This is a genomic window from Mesorhizobium onobrychidis, assembly GCF_024707545.1.
GTDB lineage: Bacteria > Pseudomonadota > Alphaproteobacteria > Rhizobiales > Rhizobiaceae > Mesorhizobium > Mesorhizobium onobrychidis.
This window is the reverse complement of record NZ_CP062229.1, coordinates 5,401,079-5,418,058: the sequence shown is the minus strand read 5'-3', so window position 1 is coordinate 5,418,058 and position 16,980 is coordinate 5,401,079. Positions and strand designations below refer to the sequence as shown.

Here is a 16,980-nt window from a genome sequence, read left to right as displayed (position 1 = left end):
GGCCACTCCGGCCCCGCCAATGAAACGGGCCGGCACGATGCCGGCCCCGCTCACCATCACCACGGACAGCCAATGCTGAGTTTCATTGCCCGCCGCAGCGCTACAGGACTGTTGATGCTGGTCGCCCTGAGCGTCCTCATCTTCATCCTTCTGCGGCTGGCGCCCGGCGATCCGATCGACGCCTATATCAATCCGTCCAGCCCGATGTCTGCTTCCGACCTCGAAGTCCTGCGTGACCGGCTTGGGCTCGACCAGCCGCTTCCCGTGCAATATCTCGCCTGGCTTCGCGCTGCGCTCGGCGGCGACTTCGGCTATTCGATCCAGCGCGGCGGCGTTGCCGTGCTGCCGCTGGTCATGGAGCGCATCGGCCCAACCGCGCTGTTGATGGGCACCGGCCTGGCCATCGCCATCGTGCTCGGCATTTCCGCCGGCATCTTCAGCGCCGTCCGCCGTAACGCGCTGCCCGACATCGCGCTGTCGGTGGTTTCCTTCGTCGGCATCTCCAGCCCGGCTTTTCTGACGGCACTTCTCGGGCTGTACTTTTTCTCGGTGCTGCTGCGCTGGGCGCCATCAGGCGGCATGCAGACCGCCGGCGCACCCTTTTCCGTATCGGACGTGCTCGCGCACCTCGTCCTGCCCGCCTGCCTGCTGTCCATCGGACACGCCGCGCTGATCATGCGCTACATGCGCGCGTCCCTCCTGGAAGTGCTCAACCAAGACTATGTGCGGACCGCGCGTGCCAAGGGAGTGCGCGAATTCTGGGTGATCATCAAGCACGCGACCCGCAATGCGCTTTTGCCGGTCATCACCCTGATCGGCTCGACGGTCGGCATCGCCATCGGCGGCGCCATCTTCCTCGAAAGCGTGTTCAACTGGCCGGGCATGGGCCTGCTGCTGGTCAATGCCGTTGGCACAAGGGATTACCCGGTGATCATGGGCGCCACCCTGGTAATCGGCATCTGCGTCATTCTGGTCAATCTCCTGACCGATATCGTCTATGCGGTCGTCGACCCGCGCATTCAGGTGTCGTGATGACAATCACCGCGCCAGCTCCGACAGTCGATCCGACAGCCGTGCCGCAAACCAAAGGACCGCTTCGCCGCGCGCTCGACCGCTTCTTTGAGAATCGTGCGGCGCGCGCCGGTCTGCTTATCGTCGTCCCCATCCTGCTGGCGGTTTCGACCTATCCATTATGGTGGCCGTTCAGCCCTAACGCCATCGATCTCAGGGCGATCAACAAGGGACCGTCCGCCATTCATTGGCTAGGCAGCGACGGCGTCGGCCGCGACGTCATGGCCCGGTTGCTGCAAGGCGGCCGGATTTCGCTGCTGGTCGCCGTCTGCTCGGTCGCCATCTCGATCGTCATCGGCTTTCTGGTCGGCGCCGTCGCCAGCTTCGGCGGGCGTCTTGTCGACGCCACGGTGATGCGCTTCGTCGATCTGGCAATGACGCTGCCGCCGGTGATCTTCCTGCTCGTGCTCGCTTCGATCGCCGGCACCGGCATTGCGCCGACCATCCTGGTGATCTCGCTGCTCTCCTGGCCGGTGCTGTCGCGCATGGTGCGCGCCCGGCTGCTCGAGCTGCGCGAGCGTGACTTCGTCGTCGCCGCCCGTGGCATGGGGGCGGGGCTGCCGCATCTCCTGTTCCGTCACGGCCTGCCGAACTGCATCGACATTCTTGTCGTCTACGCCACGCTGCAGATCGCCAACGCCATTCTACTCGAAGCCGGTCTCTCCTTCCTCGGCCTCGGCATCGCGCCGCCCGAAGCCAGCTGGGGCAACATGCTCAATCTCGCCCGCTCCACCGTGGTGCTCGAGCAATATCCTTGGCAATGGATGTTTCCCGGCGCCGTGCTCGTGCTCACCGTCCTGGCCATCAACTTCATCGGCGATGGCCTGCGCGATGCATTCGACCCTCGTTCCGATCTCAACTGACCTGAAGGTTTTTTCAAAAATGCCCCTGTTTACCGGCGTCGTGCCACCTGTCGTCACCCCGCTCCATTCCGATTTCAGTGTCGACTTCCCGTCGTTCACCCGGACAATCGAAAACCTGCTCGACGGCGGCGTCCACGGGCTCTTCGTGCTCGGCTCGACCAGCGAAGTAGTCTTCCATGACGAGGCCGGCCGCAGGGCCATCATCGAGCACGCGGTCAAGGTCAACAACGGCCGCGTTCCGATCTTCGCCGGGGTCATCGACCCGACAACCGATCGTGTCATCAACCACGCCCGGATAGCCAGATCGGCCGGCGCCGACGCCGTTGTGGTCACAGCGCCCTTCTATACCCGCACCAGCCAGCCCGAGATCGGCGATCACTTCCGCTATATCAGGGACGCGGTCGACATCCCGATCATCGCCTACGACATTCCGGTCTGCGTCCATGTCAAGCTGGAGCGCAGGACCATCGTCGGCCTTGCCAGCGAGGGCGTTATCGCCGGTATCAAGGATTCCAGCGGCGATGACGGCAATCTGCGTTATGTGCTCAAGGACATGGCCAACGATCCGAGTTTCTTCGGCATGACCGGGTCCGAGATCCTGGTCGACAGCGTGCTTGCCATGGGTGCGCATGGTGTTGTGCCGGGCCTTGCCAATGTCGACCCGCACGGCTACGTCAAGCTGTGGAACCTGATGCAGGCGGGTCAGCACGCCGAAGCCCGCCTGGAGCAGGAGCGGCTGTTGAAGCTGTTCGAGATCGTCTGGATCTCGCTCGGCAGGACAAGCGCCGGCTCGGCCGGCGTCGGCGCCTTCAAGACCGCGATGAAGAGCCTCGGCATCATCGTCTCCAACACCATGGCGCGGCCGCAACGCAGCTTGAACGACGAGGAAACCGCAAAGGTCGAAATTATCCTTCGCGACGTCGGGCTGCTGCGCTGACCGTGGACGCTCCGATCCTCTCGATTTCCGGTCTGCGGGCGGTGTTCCGTATCGCCGGACGCGACATCGCCGCCGTGCAGGACGTCGATCTGGTGATAGGTTCTGGCGAGACGGTCGCGCTGGTCGGCGAGTCCGGATCGGGCAAATCCGTCACCAGCCTGTCGATCATCGGCCTGCTGCCGAAGAAGATCGGGCGCATCGCCGAGGGATCGATCGCGCTGCGCCGCAGGGACGGTAGTGTCACCGAGCTGACCGGCCTCGACCCTGAGTCGCTGCGCAAGGTGCGCGGCAACGACATCGGCATGGTGTTCCAGGAGCCGATGACCAGCCTCAATCCCGTCTACACCATCGGCGAACAGATCGCCGAGCCGATCCGCATCCATCTCGGCAAGTCGCATCGTGATGCGGCCACTGATGCCGTGCGACTGCTGGCTCAGGTCGGCATTCCCGATCCCGATCGGCGGGCGCGGCAATACCCGCATGAGCTGTCGGGAGGGATGCGCCAGCGCGCCACCATCGCCATGGCCTTGTCGTGCGACCCGACCTTGCTGATCGCCGACGAGCCGACCACCGCGCTCGACGTTACCATCCAGGCCCAGATCCTCGACCTGCTGGCCGAGCTGCAGGCGCAGCGCGGCATGGGCATTCTGTTCGTCACGCACAATCTCGGCGTCGTTGCCGAGATCGCCGACCGGGTCGCGGTGATGTATGCCGGGCGCATCGTGGAATCGGGTCCGGTGCGCGAGGTGTTCACCCGTCCGCGTCATCCCTACACAGCCGGGCTGATGCGTTCGGTGCCGCGGCTTGGCCGGGCCGCCACGCTGAAGGCAGCAGGAACGCCGCTGCCGACCATTGCCGGCAATGTTCCGTCGCTGGCCCTGCTGCCCAAGGGCTGCTCTTTCGCGCCGCGTTGCGCCCTGGCTGTCGATGCTTGCCGCGCTGCGGTACCGCCATTGTTCGCGGCGACGTCGACCCAGCAAAGCCGTTGTTTGCGCTGGGAGGATCTCTGACAGTGGACGCTCCCTTCCTTTCGGTCAGGAACCTGACCAAGCACTTTGCGCCGACGGCGTTCTCGCGCGGTCCCGTCGTCAGGGCGCTGGAAGATATTTCCTTCGATATCGCGCGCGGCCAGGTGGTCGGCCTCGTCGGCGAATCCGGATCGGGCAAGACCACGATCGGCCGCTCGGTACTGCGTCTCATCGAGCCGACGTCCGGCGAAATAAGGTTTGACGGCGTCGATATCACCAAGCTGGGCGCCGGCCCCCTGGCTCGTCAGCGCCGCAAGATGCAGTATATTTTCCAGGATCCGTTCGCCAGTCTGTCGCCGCGCATGACCATCGGGCAGATCCTGACCGAAGGCCTGGATATTCAGGGCATCGGCAACAGGCGCGAGCGGCGGGCGAGGGCGGAGAAGGCACTTGCTTCGGTCGAGTTGCCAGTCGATGCCTATGACCGCTACGCCCACGAATTTTCGGGCGGGCAGCGTCAGCGCATCGGCATCGCCCGCGCGCTTACGCTCGAACCCGAATTCATCGTCGCCGACGAACCGGTCTCTGCCCTCGATGTCTCGATCCAGGCGCAGATCATAAATCTTTTGCGCGACCTGCAGGTCCGGCTCGGTCTGACCATGCTGTTCATTTCGCATGACCTGGCCGTCGTCGAATATATCTGCGACACGGTGATCGTTCTCTACCTCGGCCGGATCATGGAAGTCGCGCCTGCTGCCGCGCTCTATGCCCGGCCCCAGCATCCCTATACGCGCGCGCTGCTCTCGGCCATTCCCTCGCTCGACCCGCTGGCCAAGCAGGGCCGGCAGGTGCTGAAGGGCGACATTCCAAGCCCGGCAAATCCGCCAACCGGGTGTGTTTTCCGAACCCGTTGCCCGGTTGCGCTGGATGCTTGCGCCGGCATCGTCCCGCCATTGCGGGGAACAACGTCCGATGGCCATCTGAAGGCCTGCATTCGCGACGACATCGCCTAGCACTCACTCGTTTTCCGCGCGCGCCAATTGAGCTACTTGTCTTCCCAGAAATCGGCGTGGAGTTGCGCCGCTTCATCGGCAAGCAGCGGGCCGACGACTTCAGTCGGACGCTGCCCAGCTTCGAAAACGATCGTGCATGGGAGGTCGAGTGTGGGATTCTCGACGTGTGCACCCGTCAACCCTTTGACGTCATGTTCGCACTGCCCAAAGACGACCCTTCCGATGCCCGCCCAATAGATTGTCCCGGAGCACATCGCGCAAGGTTCGGCCGAAGTGTAGAGTGTGCAGGAGGCCAGCTTTTCGAGACTGAAATTCATCCCCGCCCACGAGGCCAGCAGCCTTTCGGCATGAGCGGTGCGGTCGCCCCCTCCGGATTTGTAACCGTTGAGTTGCTCGCGCAACACATTGCCGTCTTTGTCAGCGAGGAGCGAACCAAAGGGATGTTCGCCAGCATCGCGGGCCTTGCGCGCGACTTCGAACGCCTGACGGAGCAGGCGCTCATCATACGGGCGTTGTGGCATCGGCAGATCCTCCGGCAGTGCGGTTTGATCATAGTGCCGAACAATCCGCCGACTCAAGTCGGCGGATTCAGCTCGGCAATGAGTGGCTGAACAGCGTCGCCGCTGCTCTGTTCTTTGTTCCGTCAGCCGATCTCGGGCGGACCAGATCACAATGCTCATCAATTCTCGTCATCCTGCCGCGGCCCGAATCAAAATCGTACGAGTCGATCCGTTCGAGCCTGACGTTCGGCTATTCAAAGGCTGACTGCGGGAGGATGAAATCCGGGCCGGTGCAGAAGTCTCCGCGACGCGCGGTTGGCATCGACAAGACGTCGCTCGCGCATCGCCCGGACTATTGAGCTTGCGTAAGCCATTTGGGCTTAGGCACAGCCTGCAACAGGCTCTGCGTATATTCGTGGCGAGGCGCCCCGAACAGCGCCGAGGTTTGGCCTTCCTCGACAATCCTTCCGTCTTTCATGACCATGATCCGGTCCGCAAAATGGCGCACGATCGGCAGGTCGTGTGTGATGAAAATAAATGAGAGGCTAAGCCGGGTCCTAAGGTCGGCCAGAAGGTCGATCACCTGCGCCTGGATAGAGACGTCGAGCGCGGAAACCGCCTCGTCGCAGACGATCAGTTCGGGCTCGCTCGCAAGCGCGCGCGCAATGGCGATGCGCTGACGCTGGCCGCCGGAAAACTGGTGCGGGTAGCGGTCGGCGTGCTCCGGCAACAGCCCCACCAATTCCAGGAGCTCAGCCACTCGAGCCTTCCACCTGTTCTTCGACAGGATATCGCGGTGGATCACCCAGGGTTCGGAAATGATGGAGTAAACGCGCATGCGCGGGTTCATCGATCCGTATGGATCCTGGAAGACCATCTGGACCTTGCGCCGAAACGCCATAAGACGCTTCTCGTTCATTTCGAAGATGTTTTCACCGGCAAAGACAGCCTTGCCGGCGCTTGGCTCGTTCAGCCCCAACAGCATGCGTGCGACGCTCGATTTGCCGGAGCCCGACTCGCCGACGATGCCGAGCGTTTCTCCTCTCCTGACCTCGAAGCTTATGTCGTCCACCGCCTTGAACGTCCGCTTGCTGCTGAAGGCTCCGGAAGCAAGCACATAGTGCTTGGTGAGATGTTCCACCTTGAGCAGGGTCTTGTCGGCGATCGTCGTCGAACGCTTGTTCGGCGCCTCCGCTGCGTTGCCGTGGGGCAGGGCGGAGATGAGGCGGCGCGTATAGGCGTGCTGCGGGTTGCTGAAGACCTCCTTGGCGATGCCTGCCTCGACAACCTTGCCGCCGTTCATGACGATAATCCGGTCCGCCATTGACGCGGCGACTTCGAGGTCATGGGTGATCATGATCAACGCCATGCCGGTCTCGCGCTGGAGATCGCGCAGCAGATCGAGAATCTGCGCTTGCACGCTGACGTCCAGAGCGGTCGTCGGCTCATCGGCGATCAGGATGTCCGGTTTCAGCGCGATCGCCATGGCAATCATCACACGCTGACGTTGTCCGCCCGAGAACTGATGCGGATAGAAGTCGACGCGGTTTTCCGGCTCTGGAATGCCGACGCGCCGAAGCAGTTCTATCGTCTTGGCGCGTGCGTCCTTGCCGGCTCCCGCGCCGTGGCTCTGATAGACCTCCTCGATCTGGCGCCCCACCGTATAGACGGGGTTCAGGTAGGCGAGCGGATCCTGAAAGATCATCGCAATCCTGCGGCCGTTGATGCTTCTGCGCGCCTCCGCGCCGAGGCCCGAGAGTTCGATGCCATCGAAGAGGCAGGAGCCGGCCACGATATCGCCTGGCGGACAGTCGACGAGATCCATCACCGTGCTGGTGCTGACGCTTTTTCCCGAACCGCTTTCGCCGAGGATCACGAGCGTTTCGCCACGGCTGATATGGAACGAGACGTCGTCGACGGCGCGTACTGGCTCATCGTCAGAAAGGAAATCGACGGTCAGGCCCTCGACTTTGAGAATGGTCGCGTTGCTCATCGGACAGCTTTTCGCAATGTCTGAAGGCGCCAGCGTTGTTGCGGATCAGCGACGGTGCGCGCCCAGTTCGAGAGGATGTTGAGCGACAGCGTCGTCAGCATGATTGCGAGACCTGGCCAGAATGCGATCCACCAGGCGGTCGCGAGATAGCCGCGGCCGTTCGCCACCATTGCACCCCAGGTAAAGTCAGGTGGCTGAATGCCGAGGCCAAGGAAACTCAGCGCCGATTCCGATAAAATGACGGTCGCGAAATCAATGGCGGAAATCGTCACCAGTGTCGGCAGGACGAGGGGTGCCATATGCCGGACGATGATCCGGGCCGGCTTCGCACCCATGGCTCGCGCCGCGCTCACGAACATGCGCTCGCGCAACTCCAATACCTCTGCGCGCGCCGTTCTGAGGTAGATCGGCATGCGCGTGACGGCGAGAACGATCACCAGGTTGGTGATGCTCGGGCCCAGTGTGTAGAGCACGATGAGCGCCAACAGCAGCGAGGGAAAGCTCATGACCACATCGGCCAGGCGCAGAATGAGATGACTGTACCAGCGCTCCGAATAGCCCGCTATCAGGCCGAGTGTTCCGCCGACCAGCATGGACGCGAACACCGCCGCCGCGGCAATGCCGAACGTATTCTGCGCACCGACAATCAGCCTGGCCAGGATGGGCCGGCCGAGGGTGTCGGCGCCAAGGACGTAGATCCAGCCGCTGGCCAGCGAGAAGGGGGCGAGGTTGCGCTGGCGCAGCCCCAGCCGCGATGCGGCGTCGCCCACCAGCCACGGGCCGAAGACCGCCGCGATGACGACGATCGCCAGGAAAATAGCGGCGGCGAGCGCAAGCTTGTCGCGCTTCAAATAGGCGAGAAGCATGCTGCCGCTGCCTGGAACGGCCGGCTTGGTGTCGGGGGTGATGATCGTCATGGCTCAGTACCGGATGCGCGGATCGAGAACCGCGTAGAGCAGGTCGATCGCTATGTTCAGGATGAAGATGGCGGTTGCCGTCACCAGAATGGTCGACTGGACGACGGCAAAATCGCGCTGGATGATCGAGTCGATCATCAGCTTGCCGATGCCGGGCCAGCCGAATATCGACTCCACGACGACGGCGCCGTTGACCAGACTGGTCGCCAGGTCGCCGACGACCGTGACGACGGGCAGCAGCGAATTGCGAAGCGCATGCCCGAAGATGATCTTCTGTCGGGGCAGGCCCTTGGCCCTTGCGGTCTTGATGTATGGAGAGGCAAGCGCGGCTAGCATGGTTCCGCGCACGACCTGCACCAGGAGACCGAAGGGACGAAGCATCAGCACGAAGGTGGGCATGATCCAATGCGCCCAGCTTCCGGTGCCGGATGTCGGCAAGAGCCCGAGCCCCACAGCGAAAATAAGGATGCCGACGATGGCGACCCAAAAATCCGGCGCGCTTGCGCCGGCCAGGGAGACGAGGCTGGCGATACGGTCGAACATGCTGCCTGGCCGCGCGGCCGCAAGAGAGCCGACAAGGATAGCCAAAGCGGTCGACAGCGTGATCGCGACGGCGGCAAGCTTCAGCGTTTCCGGGAACGCCTCAAGCGCGACCTGCATCGCCGAGCGGTTCTGGCGCAGCGATTCACCGAAATCCAGCTGCAGAAGATCGCGCAGATATTCCAGAAACTGCCAGTAGATCGGCTGATCGAGGCCGTTCAACCGCGCGAACGCGGCCCGAGCTTCCGCAGTCGAGTCCAGAGGCAGGTACAAGGCGGAAGGATCGCCGGTGAGCCGTGTCAGGAAAAAGACCAGCGTCAACAGACCTATGACTGACAGGATGCTGTGGAACGACCGGCGTCCAAGATAGGTAATCATTTGGGATGCCCTTGGACGGATATCGACGGAGGCAACAGGTCAGGCGCGCAGGATCACGATCGGACCCGGCGCCCCCGTATCACTCAGTCTTTTTTGATAGCGATATTGGCCAGCGGTATTTCGCTGTTGGTGGTGATATCGGGCTTCCATTCCAGCCTGGTGCCAACACGGGTGTAGCCGATCATGTGGAACATCGGGATGTCCGCCACCACTTCGTTGCGGGCCTTGCCGAAGATCGCCTTGAAGCTGTTCGTGCGGGGTTCGCCGGTCGCAGCCAGCGCCTCGTCTATCTCCTTGTCGAATGCCGGATCGGCCACGGTCGAGTAGCTGCCGCTCGATCGGTAGAAGATCGGAACCGTGAAGGCCGCATCGCCCTTGTTGTTGTCGTGCATCATCTGCAGGAGATTGGGGCCGCGCTCCGACGGGAACGGCTTTTGCAGATACCGCAACCAGTCGGCGACATCGAGCATGGTAAGCTTGACGTTGAGGCCAGCGTCCCGCCACATCGTCATCATGGCCTCCATCGCTTCCGCGCCGTTCGGATAGATGCCGTTTCGCCCGATGAGCTTGATCTCGGTGTCGACTGCGACACCCGCCGCGCGCGCCTCTTCGATGAGCTTTTTCGCCTCTTCCGGATCATACGGCCAAGGCTTGAGCGCATCGTCATGCCCGTTGATCCCAGAGACGACCATCTGCGACGCACGCTTGACATCGTCGCCGAACAGCTGGGCAAGACCTTCCCAGTCGATCGCCAGGTTGAGCGCCTTGCGGACGCGCAGATCATTGAGCGGCGGCTCGGCGGCATCGATACGGATCGCGGTGGTTTCGGAGTTCAGGTAAGCGAAATCCGTCTCCGGATTGCTGGCGTCCTGGATGGCAATCGACGGCGTCAGGTCGGCTTCCGCGGTTTCGACCATGGCCGCTCGAATCGATGATTCGGGCCGCCAGACATAGGTTGCCTTCGTGATCTCCGGCTTCCTGCCCCAATAGCCGTCGAACGCGTCGAGCACTACGGTTTGCGGGGAAAAGGTCGATAGCGTGAACGGGCCGGTGCCGACCGGATCGTTCACCGCCTGGTCGACCGGTGTCTTCGGCGAGACGATCATGACCACGCTCAACAGCGTCGGCATGATCGGCTCGGGCCTGTCGGACTTTATTTCGACCGTCAGGTCGTCGACCGGCGTCAGCGTTAGCCTGGCATCGCCGAATTTCGCTATGTTGCTGCACGTGATCTTGCCGCTGATCATCCTGTTGATGGAGAATGCGACCGCATCCGCGTTGAGTTCCGTTCCGTCCTGGAACTTCACGCCCTCGCGCAGCTTGATCCGCCAGGTCGTCGGGTCCACGCTGGTCCACTCGGTCGCCAGTTTCGGCTGAGGTTGCCCGCTGACCGGATCGATGACGGTCAACGATTCAACAACGTTTTGGCTGAGTATCTGGCCGACATTCGTGATGATGGTGCCGCAGGGCTCCAGATTGGCCGGCTGCTCCGGCAGGACGATACGGATTTCCTGCGCCGCATCTTGTGCGACAGCCGATGGCGCGGCAGCGGTCATCAACACGACAGCTGCAATCGTATGAACGCTTCTATTCATGTCTCTCCTCCCTTTGATCATCCGTTTTGGGATCTTCCGTTTTGGCTGTCGGGCGACGGACGAACCTCCTCGTCCCGTTCGTCCGACAATTTGCCGATCTCCCGGCAACTAGGCGGCGATCTTCTCGATCAGTCCGCGCAGCATGTCTTTCTCCTGCGGCTTCAGATCCGTCAGCGGCGGACGGAGCGGGCCGGGTGTCCGTCCTATGAGTTCGACGCCTGCCTTGATGATCGACACCGGATAGCCTTGTTCGCGATCGCGCAAAGCCGCGAAGGGGAAGAAGAAGCTGTGCAGGATTTCTTCCATCGCAGCGCGATCGCTTGTCCGCATGGCCCTGTAGAAGCGCTGTGCCAATTTCGGCACGAAGTTGAACACCGCAGAGGAATAGGTCGTCACTCCGGCGCCGTTGAAGCCTTCGGCAAACAGCTCATGCGTGGGCATGCCACCGATGTAGCAGAGCCGATCGCCAAGCTTTGCGGTGACGTGGCGGACAAGATCGACCTTGCCTGTGCCGTCCTTGAAGCCGATGAGGTTTGGGCACGCGTCAGCAAGGCGAGCAACCGTGTCGGCATTGGCGACCGAGTTCGCACGATTGTAGATGATGACGCCGAGGCCGGTGGATTCGCAAACGGCTTTGACATGCCGGAATATCCCCTCTTGCGAGGCTTCCATCAGATAATGCGGCAGAAGCAAAAGACCGTCGGCCCCCGCAGCCTCGGCACGGCGAGCAATTTCCGTGGCGAGCGCCGTGCCGTAGCCACAGCCGGCGATGATAGGCACGTCTCCCGAGGCATCCTTGGCCGCGCGGGTAACATCGGCGACCTCTTCCGGCGACAGGGAGAAGAATTCGCCCGTGCCGCCGGCAGCGAACAGGGCAGCGGCACCGAACCCCGAGAGCCATGCCACATGCGCGCGATAGCTTTCGAGATTGAGGCTGAAATCCTCGTTGAAATGTGTGACCGGAAACGACAGCAGCCCTGAAGCGACACGCGATTTGATTTCATCTGGCGACAAAGGAACTCATCCCACAAATTAATATGATGTCACCTGGATTCATATGATGAGTATACGGACGAGTCAACTGCCGGTCTTGTCTTGGTTTGGCGAGCGCCGGACGGTCAGGGCGCGATAGCGCTTTATCCCCGTCACCAGATGGCGGCGCATCGCCTCGCGCGCCTTTTCCGGGTCGCGGGCGAGAATCGCATCCGCGATTTCCCTGTGCTCCTCCAGAATCGGATGGTCGCGATTGGGCAAGGGGTCGACGCCGCCCATCATCGTCTTGAACTTCACCCGCGGGATCATCCGCCGGCCGACATGTTCGAGGAATGCCTTGAACCTGGCGTTGTTCGTTGCAGTGGCAATCGCCAGGTGGAACTGGAAGTCCGCCTCGTCGGTGGGTTCACCTTGCGCCATGAGATCGGCGAACCTTTCGACCTGGGCCTCGATTTCGGCCTCCTGCGCCGGCGAACTGCGGGCTGCGGCAAGGCCGGCTGCCTCGACTTCGATGCCGATGCGCAACTCGAGCTCTTCGATGATGTCCGAGATCTTGTTCGTTTCGTCGGTGAAGAGCTTCAATCCCTCGTCGACAGGTTTCGGGCCGAGAACGAAGACGCCGGCGCCTTGCCGCGATTCCACCAGCCCGTCGGCGCGCAGGGCGGCAATGGCCTCCCGGACCACGGTGCGGCTGAATCCGAAGCGGTCAATGAGCGCGGGTTCTGTCGGCAATTTGTCGCCAGCTGCATAGAAGCCGGCTTCGATCTGGCCGCGCAGAGCATCTGCAACCTGAGAGACGAACGACCTGCGGGACGTTCGATGTTCGACCTGCTGCATGGGTCCTCCAAACTTTGCCGGGTCAAGACATTGCATACTCCCGGCGCAGGGTAAAAGCGAGGTCATCATATGAAAATTTGTCATCCAAGGTCGAATGTGTTTGGATCATCATATGGGTTCTGTCGCGCTCCGCGTGTCGGCCGTGACGTCGCCTAGCTCGCTTTTCGTTGGCATCTTTGCTGATGCGGCCACAGGCGAACTCCTCTGACGGAGTTTCATACGCCGCGACCAGACTTGGCCTTGATCCGCATCAAAGGGCTGGGATGGCGTTGTCAGAGGATCGGCGGCAGCAACATCGCGCCATAGCCGGCCACTGCGGCGATCAGGGTTGCGCCGGCCAGTGGCAACCAAAACCTGACCGGGCCGATAAATGCCGCCAGCAACAGGCGACCGATCGCGTTTGCCGCCAGCGCCGCGAGCACCGCCTGGCCCACGGTCTCGACAGGGATCGATTGCTTGACCAGGCGCAACGCGCTGAGCACCGAGACGTCGACATCGAACGTGCCTGCAAGCGCCGAGCTCACCAGCAAGCCGCGCCCGCCGAATTGAGCAGCCAATGCAGCGCTCGCGGTGGCGACAACCGCAAAGAGCAGAGCGAACAGCAGCAACGGGCCCAATTCGAACGGATTGCGTGCCAGTGCACCACTTTTGTGATCCCTGCCGGAGCGGACCAACAAGAATGCTCCACAGGCTGCGAAGACAAGCGCTGCGGCAATCGCCGGGACGCCGATTGCAGCGAGCACGCTTGGCTCGAGGATCAGTACGACAGCGCAAACACGCAGCACCGAGACCGCCGCCGCCAGCGAAGCCGCGCCGGCGAGCGGCCGTGGATTGCTTGCGGATGCGGCGTTGCGGGCTAGCGCCATGGTCACGGCGGTGGACGAGACGATTGCATCAGTGAGCGAGCTGACGAGCAGACCGCGCGTGGTTCCCAGGACGCGAACGGCGACATAACCAGCGAACGATATCGACGCCATCAGCACCGTGAGGAACCAAATTTCCCACGGGTTGAAGCCACCCCACGGGTCGATCGTCCGGTTTGGCAGCAAGGGCAAAACGATCGCGGTCATCACCGCCAGGATCAGCGCCGAACGAAGCTCGATCCAGGTCAGTCGCTTCAGAAGGTCGTGCAGGACCTCGCGACTGGCAAGGACCGCCGCGAGTGCCGCCCCTCCGGCAGCCGCGACCCGGTAATCACCGGCGACGGAAAGTGCACCGAGCGCGAACACGCCAAGGCCCGCTATCACTGCCGTAACGCTGAAATCCTCGTCATGGGCAGCCTCGCGCGCCTTGTACCAGGCAAAGATTGCCGCAAACGCGATGAAGCCACCGACCAGCACGGAAACTGCGTCGAGCGTATCGGCCAGCGCTGCGAGAATGCCGCCGAGCAGGCCGGATATGCCGAATGTTCGAATTCCGGCCGTCCGGCTGTGGTCGGGTTCGTCCCGCTCCCGCCAGCCACGCTCCAGCCCGACAAGCAGGCCTATTGCCAGGGCCAGTCCGAGTCGTGCGATGAGCGAATCCACGGCTCGGCGGCTTTCAGGCTGCGACCGTCGGCAGGTGGTCGCGGACCCACCTGACGATCTGCCCCGCCGTCATCGCGCCGGATGTGCGCGCAACCTCCTGTCCGCTATGGAAGATGATCATGGTCGGGATGCTGCGAATGACGAGCCTGGCTGCAACGGCCTGCTCTTTGTCGGAATTGAGCTTGATCAGGCGAACATGCGGCTCCAGTTCGTTTGCTGCCGCTTCATATGCGGGCCCCATCATCTTGCAGGGGCCGCACCACGGTGCCCAGATGTCGACCACAACGGGGAGGCTGCTTCGCGTGACCTGGCGATCGAAGATCTCTGCGCCGACGTCTTCGGGGTGACCCGAGAACAGCTTGATGCCGCACTTTCCGCATTTCGCGTCCCCGGCATTGCGTGCTGGCGGCAGGCGATTGACCCCGCCGCATTTGCCGCAAACCACCAGATTTTCCTGCGTCATGGCCATTCACCCATTGCTATCATTATGCGCGTTCGAGATGTCCGTCGCCAAGCATGCGCAACGCGGGTGCCGGTGAGTACATGATGCGAAGGCCTGTTCCATGATGCCAATAGCCGCAACGTATCGTTGGTTGAAGTCGATCGCGGCCGTCAGGATGCTGTCTTGAGTGAAGCACCCTGCGCAGCAGCGGCCGCCTCCGAAACGCTCGCCAAGTCTGCGGCGATGTCGGCGAGCTTTCGATCGGCGTTGACCTTGCGCCAGGCGGACGGGACGGCATTTCGCTGCAATTGCCGCGAAAGGATATCGATGGTGGCATCGGAAGGACCACCCCTGCGCTCGCTTACCCGTCGCCAAAGGACAAGCGGATCAGCCTCCAGCCAGACTCCGGCGAAAGCAACCTCTCTGCCATTTGCCGCTGTCTCGATGCGATCGCGATCGGCCGGCCTGTCGAACACGGCATCGGCGACCACCGAACCGCCTTCGGAAAGGATCAGGCGGGCGCGCCATGCCATTTCGCGGTAGACGCGGTCGGACACCTCCGGTCGATAAGCCCTGTCCGGCAGTTTCGTCTCGGCCGGTACCCCATGCATGGCTTTGCGGACGCGGTCGCTTTCGACAATGCGCGCACCGGGTGGCGCGCCGACATGTGCGGCGAGAGCCTCGGCGACGGTCGTCTTGCCGGAACCGCTCAAGCCTCCGATGGCGATCAGCCGAGGCGACCTTGTCTGGAGAAGTGTTCGGGCGAGCTCGAAATAGGATCTGGCCTCGGCAATCAGCCCGCCGGAATCGGCACTGCCTTCCTCGATCTGCGTTGCGGTGACGTGCGCGCGCACTGCGGCCCGTACTGCCATGAAAAAGGGCAGGAGAATGAAGCCGTCCTCGTCGTCTGCTTCGTCGAGGTAGCGGTTCATCACCAGGTTGGCGAGTTCCGGAAAGCCGCGATGCCAAAGGTCCATCAGCAGGAAGGCCAAGTCGTAGAGCACGTCGATGCTGGCGATCTGGTCATTGAATTCGATGCAATCGAAGAGGCGGGGCTCTCCGTCGAGGAGACAGATGTTGCGCAGATGCAGATCGCCGTGGCATCGCCGGATCTTGCCCGCTGCCTCCCGCCGGTCGAGCAGTTCAGAATGACGGGCGAGGGCGGTGCGGAAGATCCCGGTGAATGCCCTGATCTCGGCTTCTTCGAAAACATGGCTGGTGGCAAAGCCAGCTTCGTTGATGTCGAGCACGCCTGCCAGGTTCGAGGATCCGCTGCCGTCGTGGATCTGCGGCGCGCCGCGATGATAGCGCACGATCATGCGCGCGACCGCCGTCATCAGCGCAGGTGTCAGTTCGCCACCGGCTGCCATTCGATCGAGGAGCTTCGACTGATCGAAGCGAACCATCTCGATCGCCGCATCGACCAGTTCGCCGCTTCCGTCGAAGGCGAGCTTGCCGCCGGCCTCTCGCGTGATGCGCCGCACACCCAGATAGAGGCCGGGGGCGGTCTTGGAGTTGAGCTCCACCTCTTTCTCGCAAGCGGCGAGCCGGAGGACCGGGGTCGAGAAGTCGACATAGGGCAGCTTGACAGCTCGCTTCATCTTGTAGGCGTGCTGGCCAACCAGGAAGATACGCGAGATATGGGTTTCGATCGCTTCGACCGGTCCGGTCTCGCCATATACGGCAGGGTCCATCAACATCGCTGCCACGGATTCCTGATCTTCGACGATCATCGCATGCCTCTTTGTTTGTCCATCCTTTGGAAGCCAACGAGCGTGGTCGCTGAAATTCCGCGCTATCGGCCCCACTGCTGCAGCGTCTGGATATAACCAGCCAAGTCATGGATGCGTTCCGTGGTGACGACTTTTCCGGCGCTCGGGCCGTATTTCTTAGCGTCCCGGGGAGGAATTGGCGGCCCCAGACCGGCATGTCGCGCTCGCCATGCTCCGGCACGACGTAACGGCCATCGATCACCGCAAAAACGCGCCACCGGCTGCCGAGTTCGAACCATTCAGTCGCCGACGTGCTTCGTCGGCACGCCGTCGACATCGCCGCCGAACTGATGGTCATGGGCGCCTATGGTCATTCCCGGTTGCGCGAGCGCATCATATGGCGATCGAGGAGGTTGAACGCCGCGTTGATCGCGACGTTGAAATCGACTTCTCATCGTTGCCGAAACGGGTTCTGACGCAGAACCCTCAATACCTGCGTTCGTTAAAGCTGCGTTTCTGTGGGGCGGGCGATTTCGGGAAACGCTAAGTATTTGTTTTTTCTGGTCGGAGTGGCAGGATTTGAACCTGCGACCCCATCGTCCCGAACGATGTGCGCTACCAGGCTGCGCTACACTCCGTGACCAGACCGCGGGCTTATAGCTGCCGCACTTCGTTCCTGCAAGCGCCAATGGCAG

At 62.4% G+C, this 16,980-nt stretch carries 15 protein-coding genes, 1 tRNA gene and 1 pseudogene; 6 read left to right on the top strand and 11 right to left on the bottom strand.

The features are described 5' to 3' along the window. The first annotated feature begins 72 nt into the window (after positions 1-72). From IHQ72_RS26995 to IHQ72_RS26975, 5 genes are read left to right on the top strand one after another with little or no spacing between them, the layout of a single operon-like run. Positions 73-1,032 (top strand): ABC transporter permease, encoded by a 960-nt coding sequence (locus tag IHQ72_RS26995; RefSeq protein WP_095496782.1) that lies wholly within the window; start codon positions 73-75, stop codon positions 1,030-1,032. Continuing rightward, a complete protein-coding gene (locus IHQ72_RS26990) occupies positions 1,032-1,934 on the top strand; it encodes an ABC transporter permease (protein ID WP_258118379.1) in 903 nt (300 codons plus the stop codon). Before IHQ72_RS26995 ends, IHQ72_RS26990 begins: the two co-directional genes overlap by 1 nt. Positions 1,935-1,953: 19 nt before the next feature. Then, on the top strand, positions 1,954-2,871 hold the full coding sequence (locus tag IHQ72_RS26985) for a dihydrodipicolinate synthase family protein (protein ID WP_258118377.1): 918 nt from the start codon (positions 1,954-1,956) through the stop codon (positions 2,869-2,871). Between the two features lie 2 nt (positions 2,872-2,873). Further along, positions 2,874-3,881 (top strand): ABC transporter ATP-binding protein, encoded by a 1,008-nt coding sequence (locus IHQ72_RS26980; RefSeq protein ID WP_258118376.1) that lies wholly within the window; start codon positions 2,874-2,876, stop codon positions 3,879-3,881. 2 nt (positions 3,882-3,883) lie between these two features. Next, positions 3,884-4,852, top strand: a complete 969-nt coding sequence (locus tag IHQ72_RS26975; RefSeq protein ID WP_258118375.1) for an ABC transporter ATP-binding protein — start codon at positions 3,884-3,886, stop codon at positions 4,850-4,852. 32 nt (positions 4,853-4,884) lie between these two features. Here the strand turns inward: IHQ72_RS26975 and IHQ72_RS26970 are convergent, their stop codons facing one another. The 10 genes from IHQ72_RS26970 to IHQ72_RS26925 all read right to left on the bottom strand — a co-directional run bounded on the left by IHQ72_RS26970 (position 4,885) and on the right by IHQ72_RS26925 (position 16,306). After that, positions 4,885-5,373, bottom strand: a complete 489-nt coding sequence (locus IHQ72_RS26970; RefSeq protein ID WP_258123941.1) for a nucleoside deaminase — start codon at positions 5,371-5,373, stop codon at positions 4,885-4,887. Positions 5,374-5,704: 331 nt separating this feature from the next. Next, complete coding sequence (locus IHQ72_RS26965) at positions 5,705-7,345, bottom strand: ABC transporter ATP-binding protein (protein WP_258118374.1); 1,641 nt, start codon at positions 7,343-7,345, stop codon at positions 5,705-5,707. Beyond that, a complete protein-coding gene (locus tag IHQ72_RS26960) occupies positions 7,342-8,262 on the bottom strand; it encodes an ABC transporter permease (RefSeq protein WP_374120284.1) in 921 nt (306 codons plus the stop codon). The genes IHQ72_RS26965 and IHQ72_RS26960 overlap by 4 nt, the downstream gene beginning before the upstream one ends. 3 nt (positions 8,263-8,265) lie before the next feature. Continuing rightward, a complete protein-coding gene (locus IHQ72_RS26955) occupies positions 8,266-9,180 on the bottom strand; it encodes an ABC transporter permease (protein ID WP_258118373.1) in 915 nt (304 codons plus the stop codon). A gap of 83 nt (positions 9,181-9,263) precedes the next feature. Beyond that, positions 9,264-10,775 (bottom strand): ABC transporter substrate-binding protein, encoded by a 1,512-nt coding sequence (locus IHQ72_RS26950; protein WP_258118372.1) that lies wholly within the window; start codon positions 10,773-10,775, stop codon positions 9,264-9,266. Positions 10,776-10,883: 108 nt separating this feature from the next. Continuing rightward, on the bottom strand, positions 10,884-11,789 hold the full coding sequence (gene kdgD, locus IHQ72_RS26945) for a 5-dehydro-4-deoxyglucarate dehydratase (RefSeq protein ID WP_258118371.1): 906 nt from the start codon (positions 11,787-11,789) through the stop codon (positions 10,884-10,886). A gap of 63 nt (positions 11,790-11,852) precedes the next feature. Beyond that, positions 11,853-12,605, bottom strand: coding sequence for a FadR/GntR family transcriptional regulator (locus tag IHQ72_RS26940; protein WP_258118369.1), 753 nt, complete (start codon positions 12,603-12,605; stop codon positions 11,853-11,855). Positions 12,606-12,877: 272 nt separating this feature from the next. Beyond that, positions 12,878-14,131: an MgtC/SapB family protein gene (locus IHQ72_RS26935; RefSeq protein WP_258118368.1), complete on the bottom strand. Its 1,254-nt coding sequence runs from the start codon at positions 14,129-14,131 to the stop codon at positions 12,878-12,880. A gap of 13 nt (positions 14,132-14,144) precedes the next feature. After that, positions 14,145-14,594: a thioredoxin TrxC gene (trxC, locus tag IHQ72_RS26930; RefSeq protein ID WP_258118367.1), complete on the bottom strand. Its 450-nt coding sequence runs from the start codon at positions 14,592-14,594 to the stop codon at positions 14,145-14,147. 149 nt (positions 14,595-14,743) lie between these two features. Next, positions 14,744-16,306, bottom strand: a complete 1,563-nt coding sequence (locus tag IHQ72_RS26925; RefSeq protein ID WP_258118366.1) for a bifunctional aminoglycoside phosphotransferase/ATP-binding protein — start codon at positions 16,304-16,306, stop codon at positions 14,744-14,746. 248 nt (positions 16,307-16,554) lie between these two features. Here IHQ72_RS26925 and IHQ72_RS26915 point away from each other — a divergent pair. Further along, positions 16,555-16,761, top strand: a pseudogene (locus IHQ72_RS26915) (hypothetical protein); the annotation flags it as partial. An 85-nt stretch (positions 16,762-16,846) separates the two neighbouring features. Here IHQ72_RS26915 and IHQ72_RS26910 read toward each other — a convergent pair. Continuing rightward, positions 16,847-16,923: transfer RNA gene (locus IHQ72_RS26910), tRNA-Pro, on the bottom strand. Positions 16,924-16,980 lie beyond the last annotated feature (57 nt).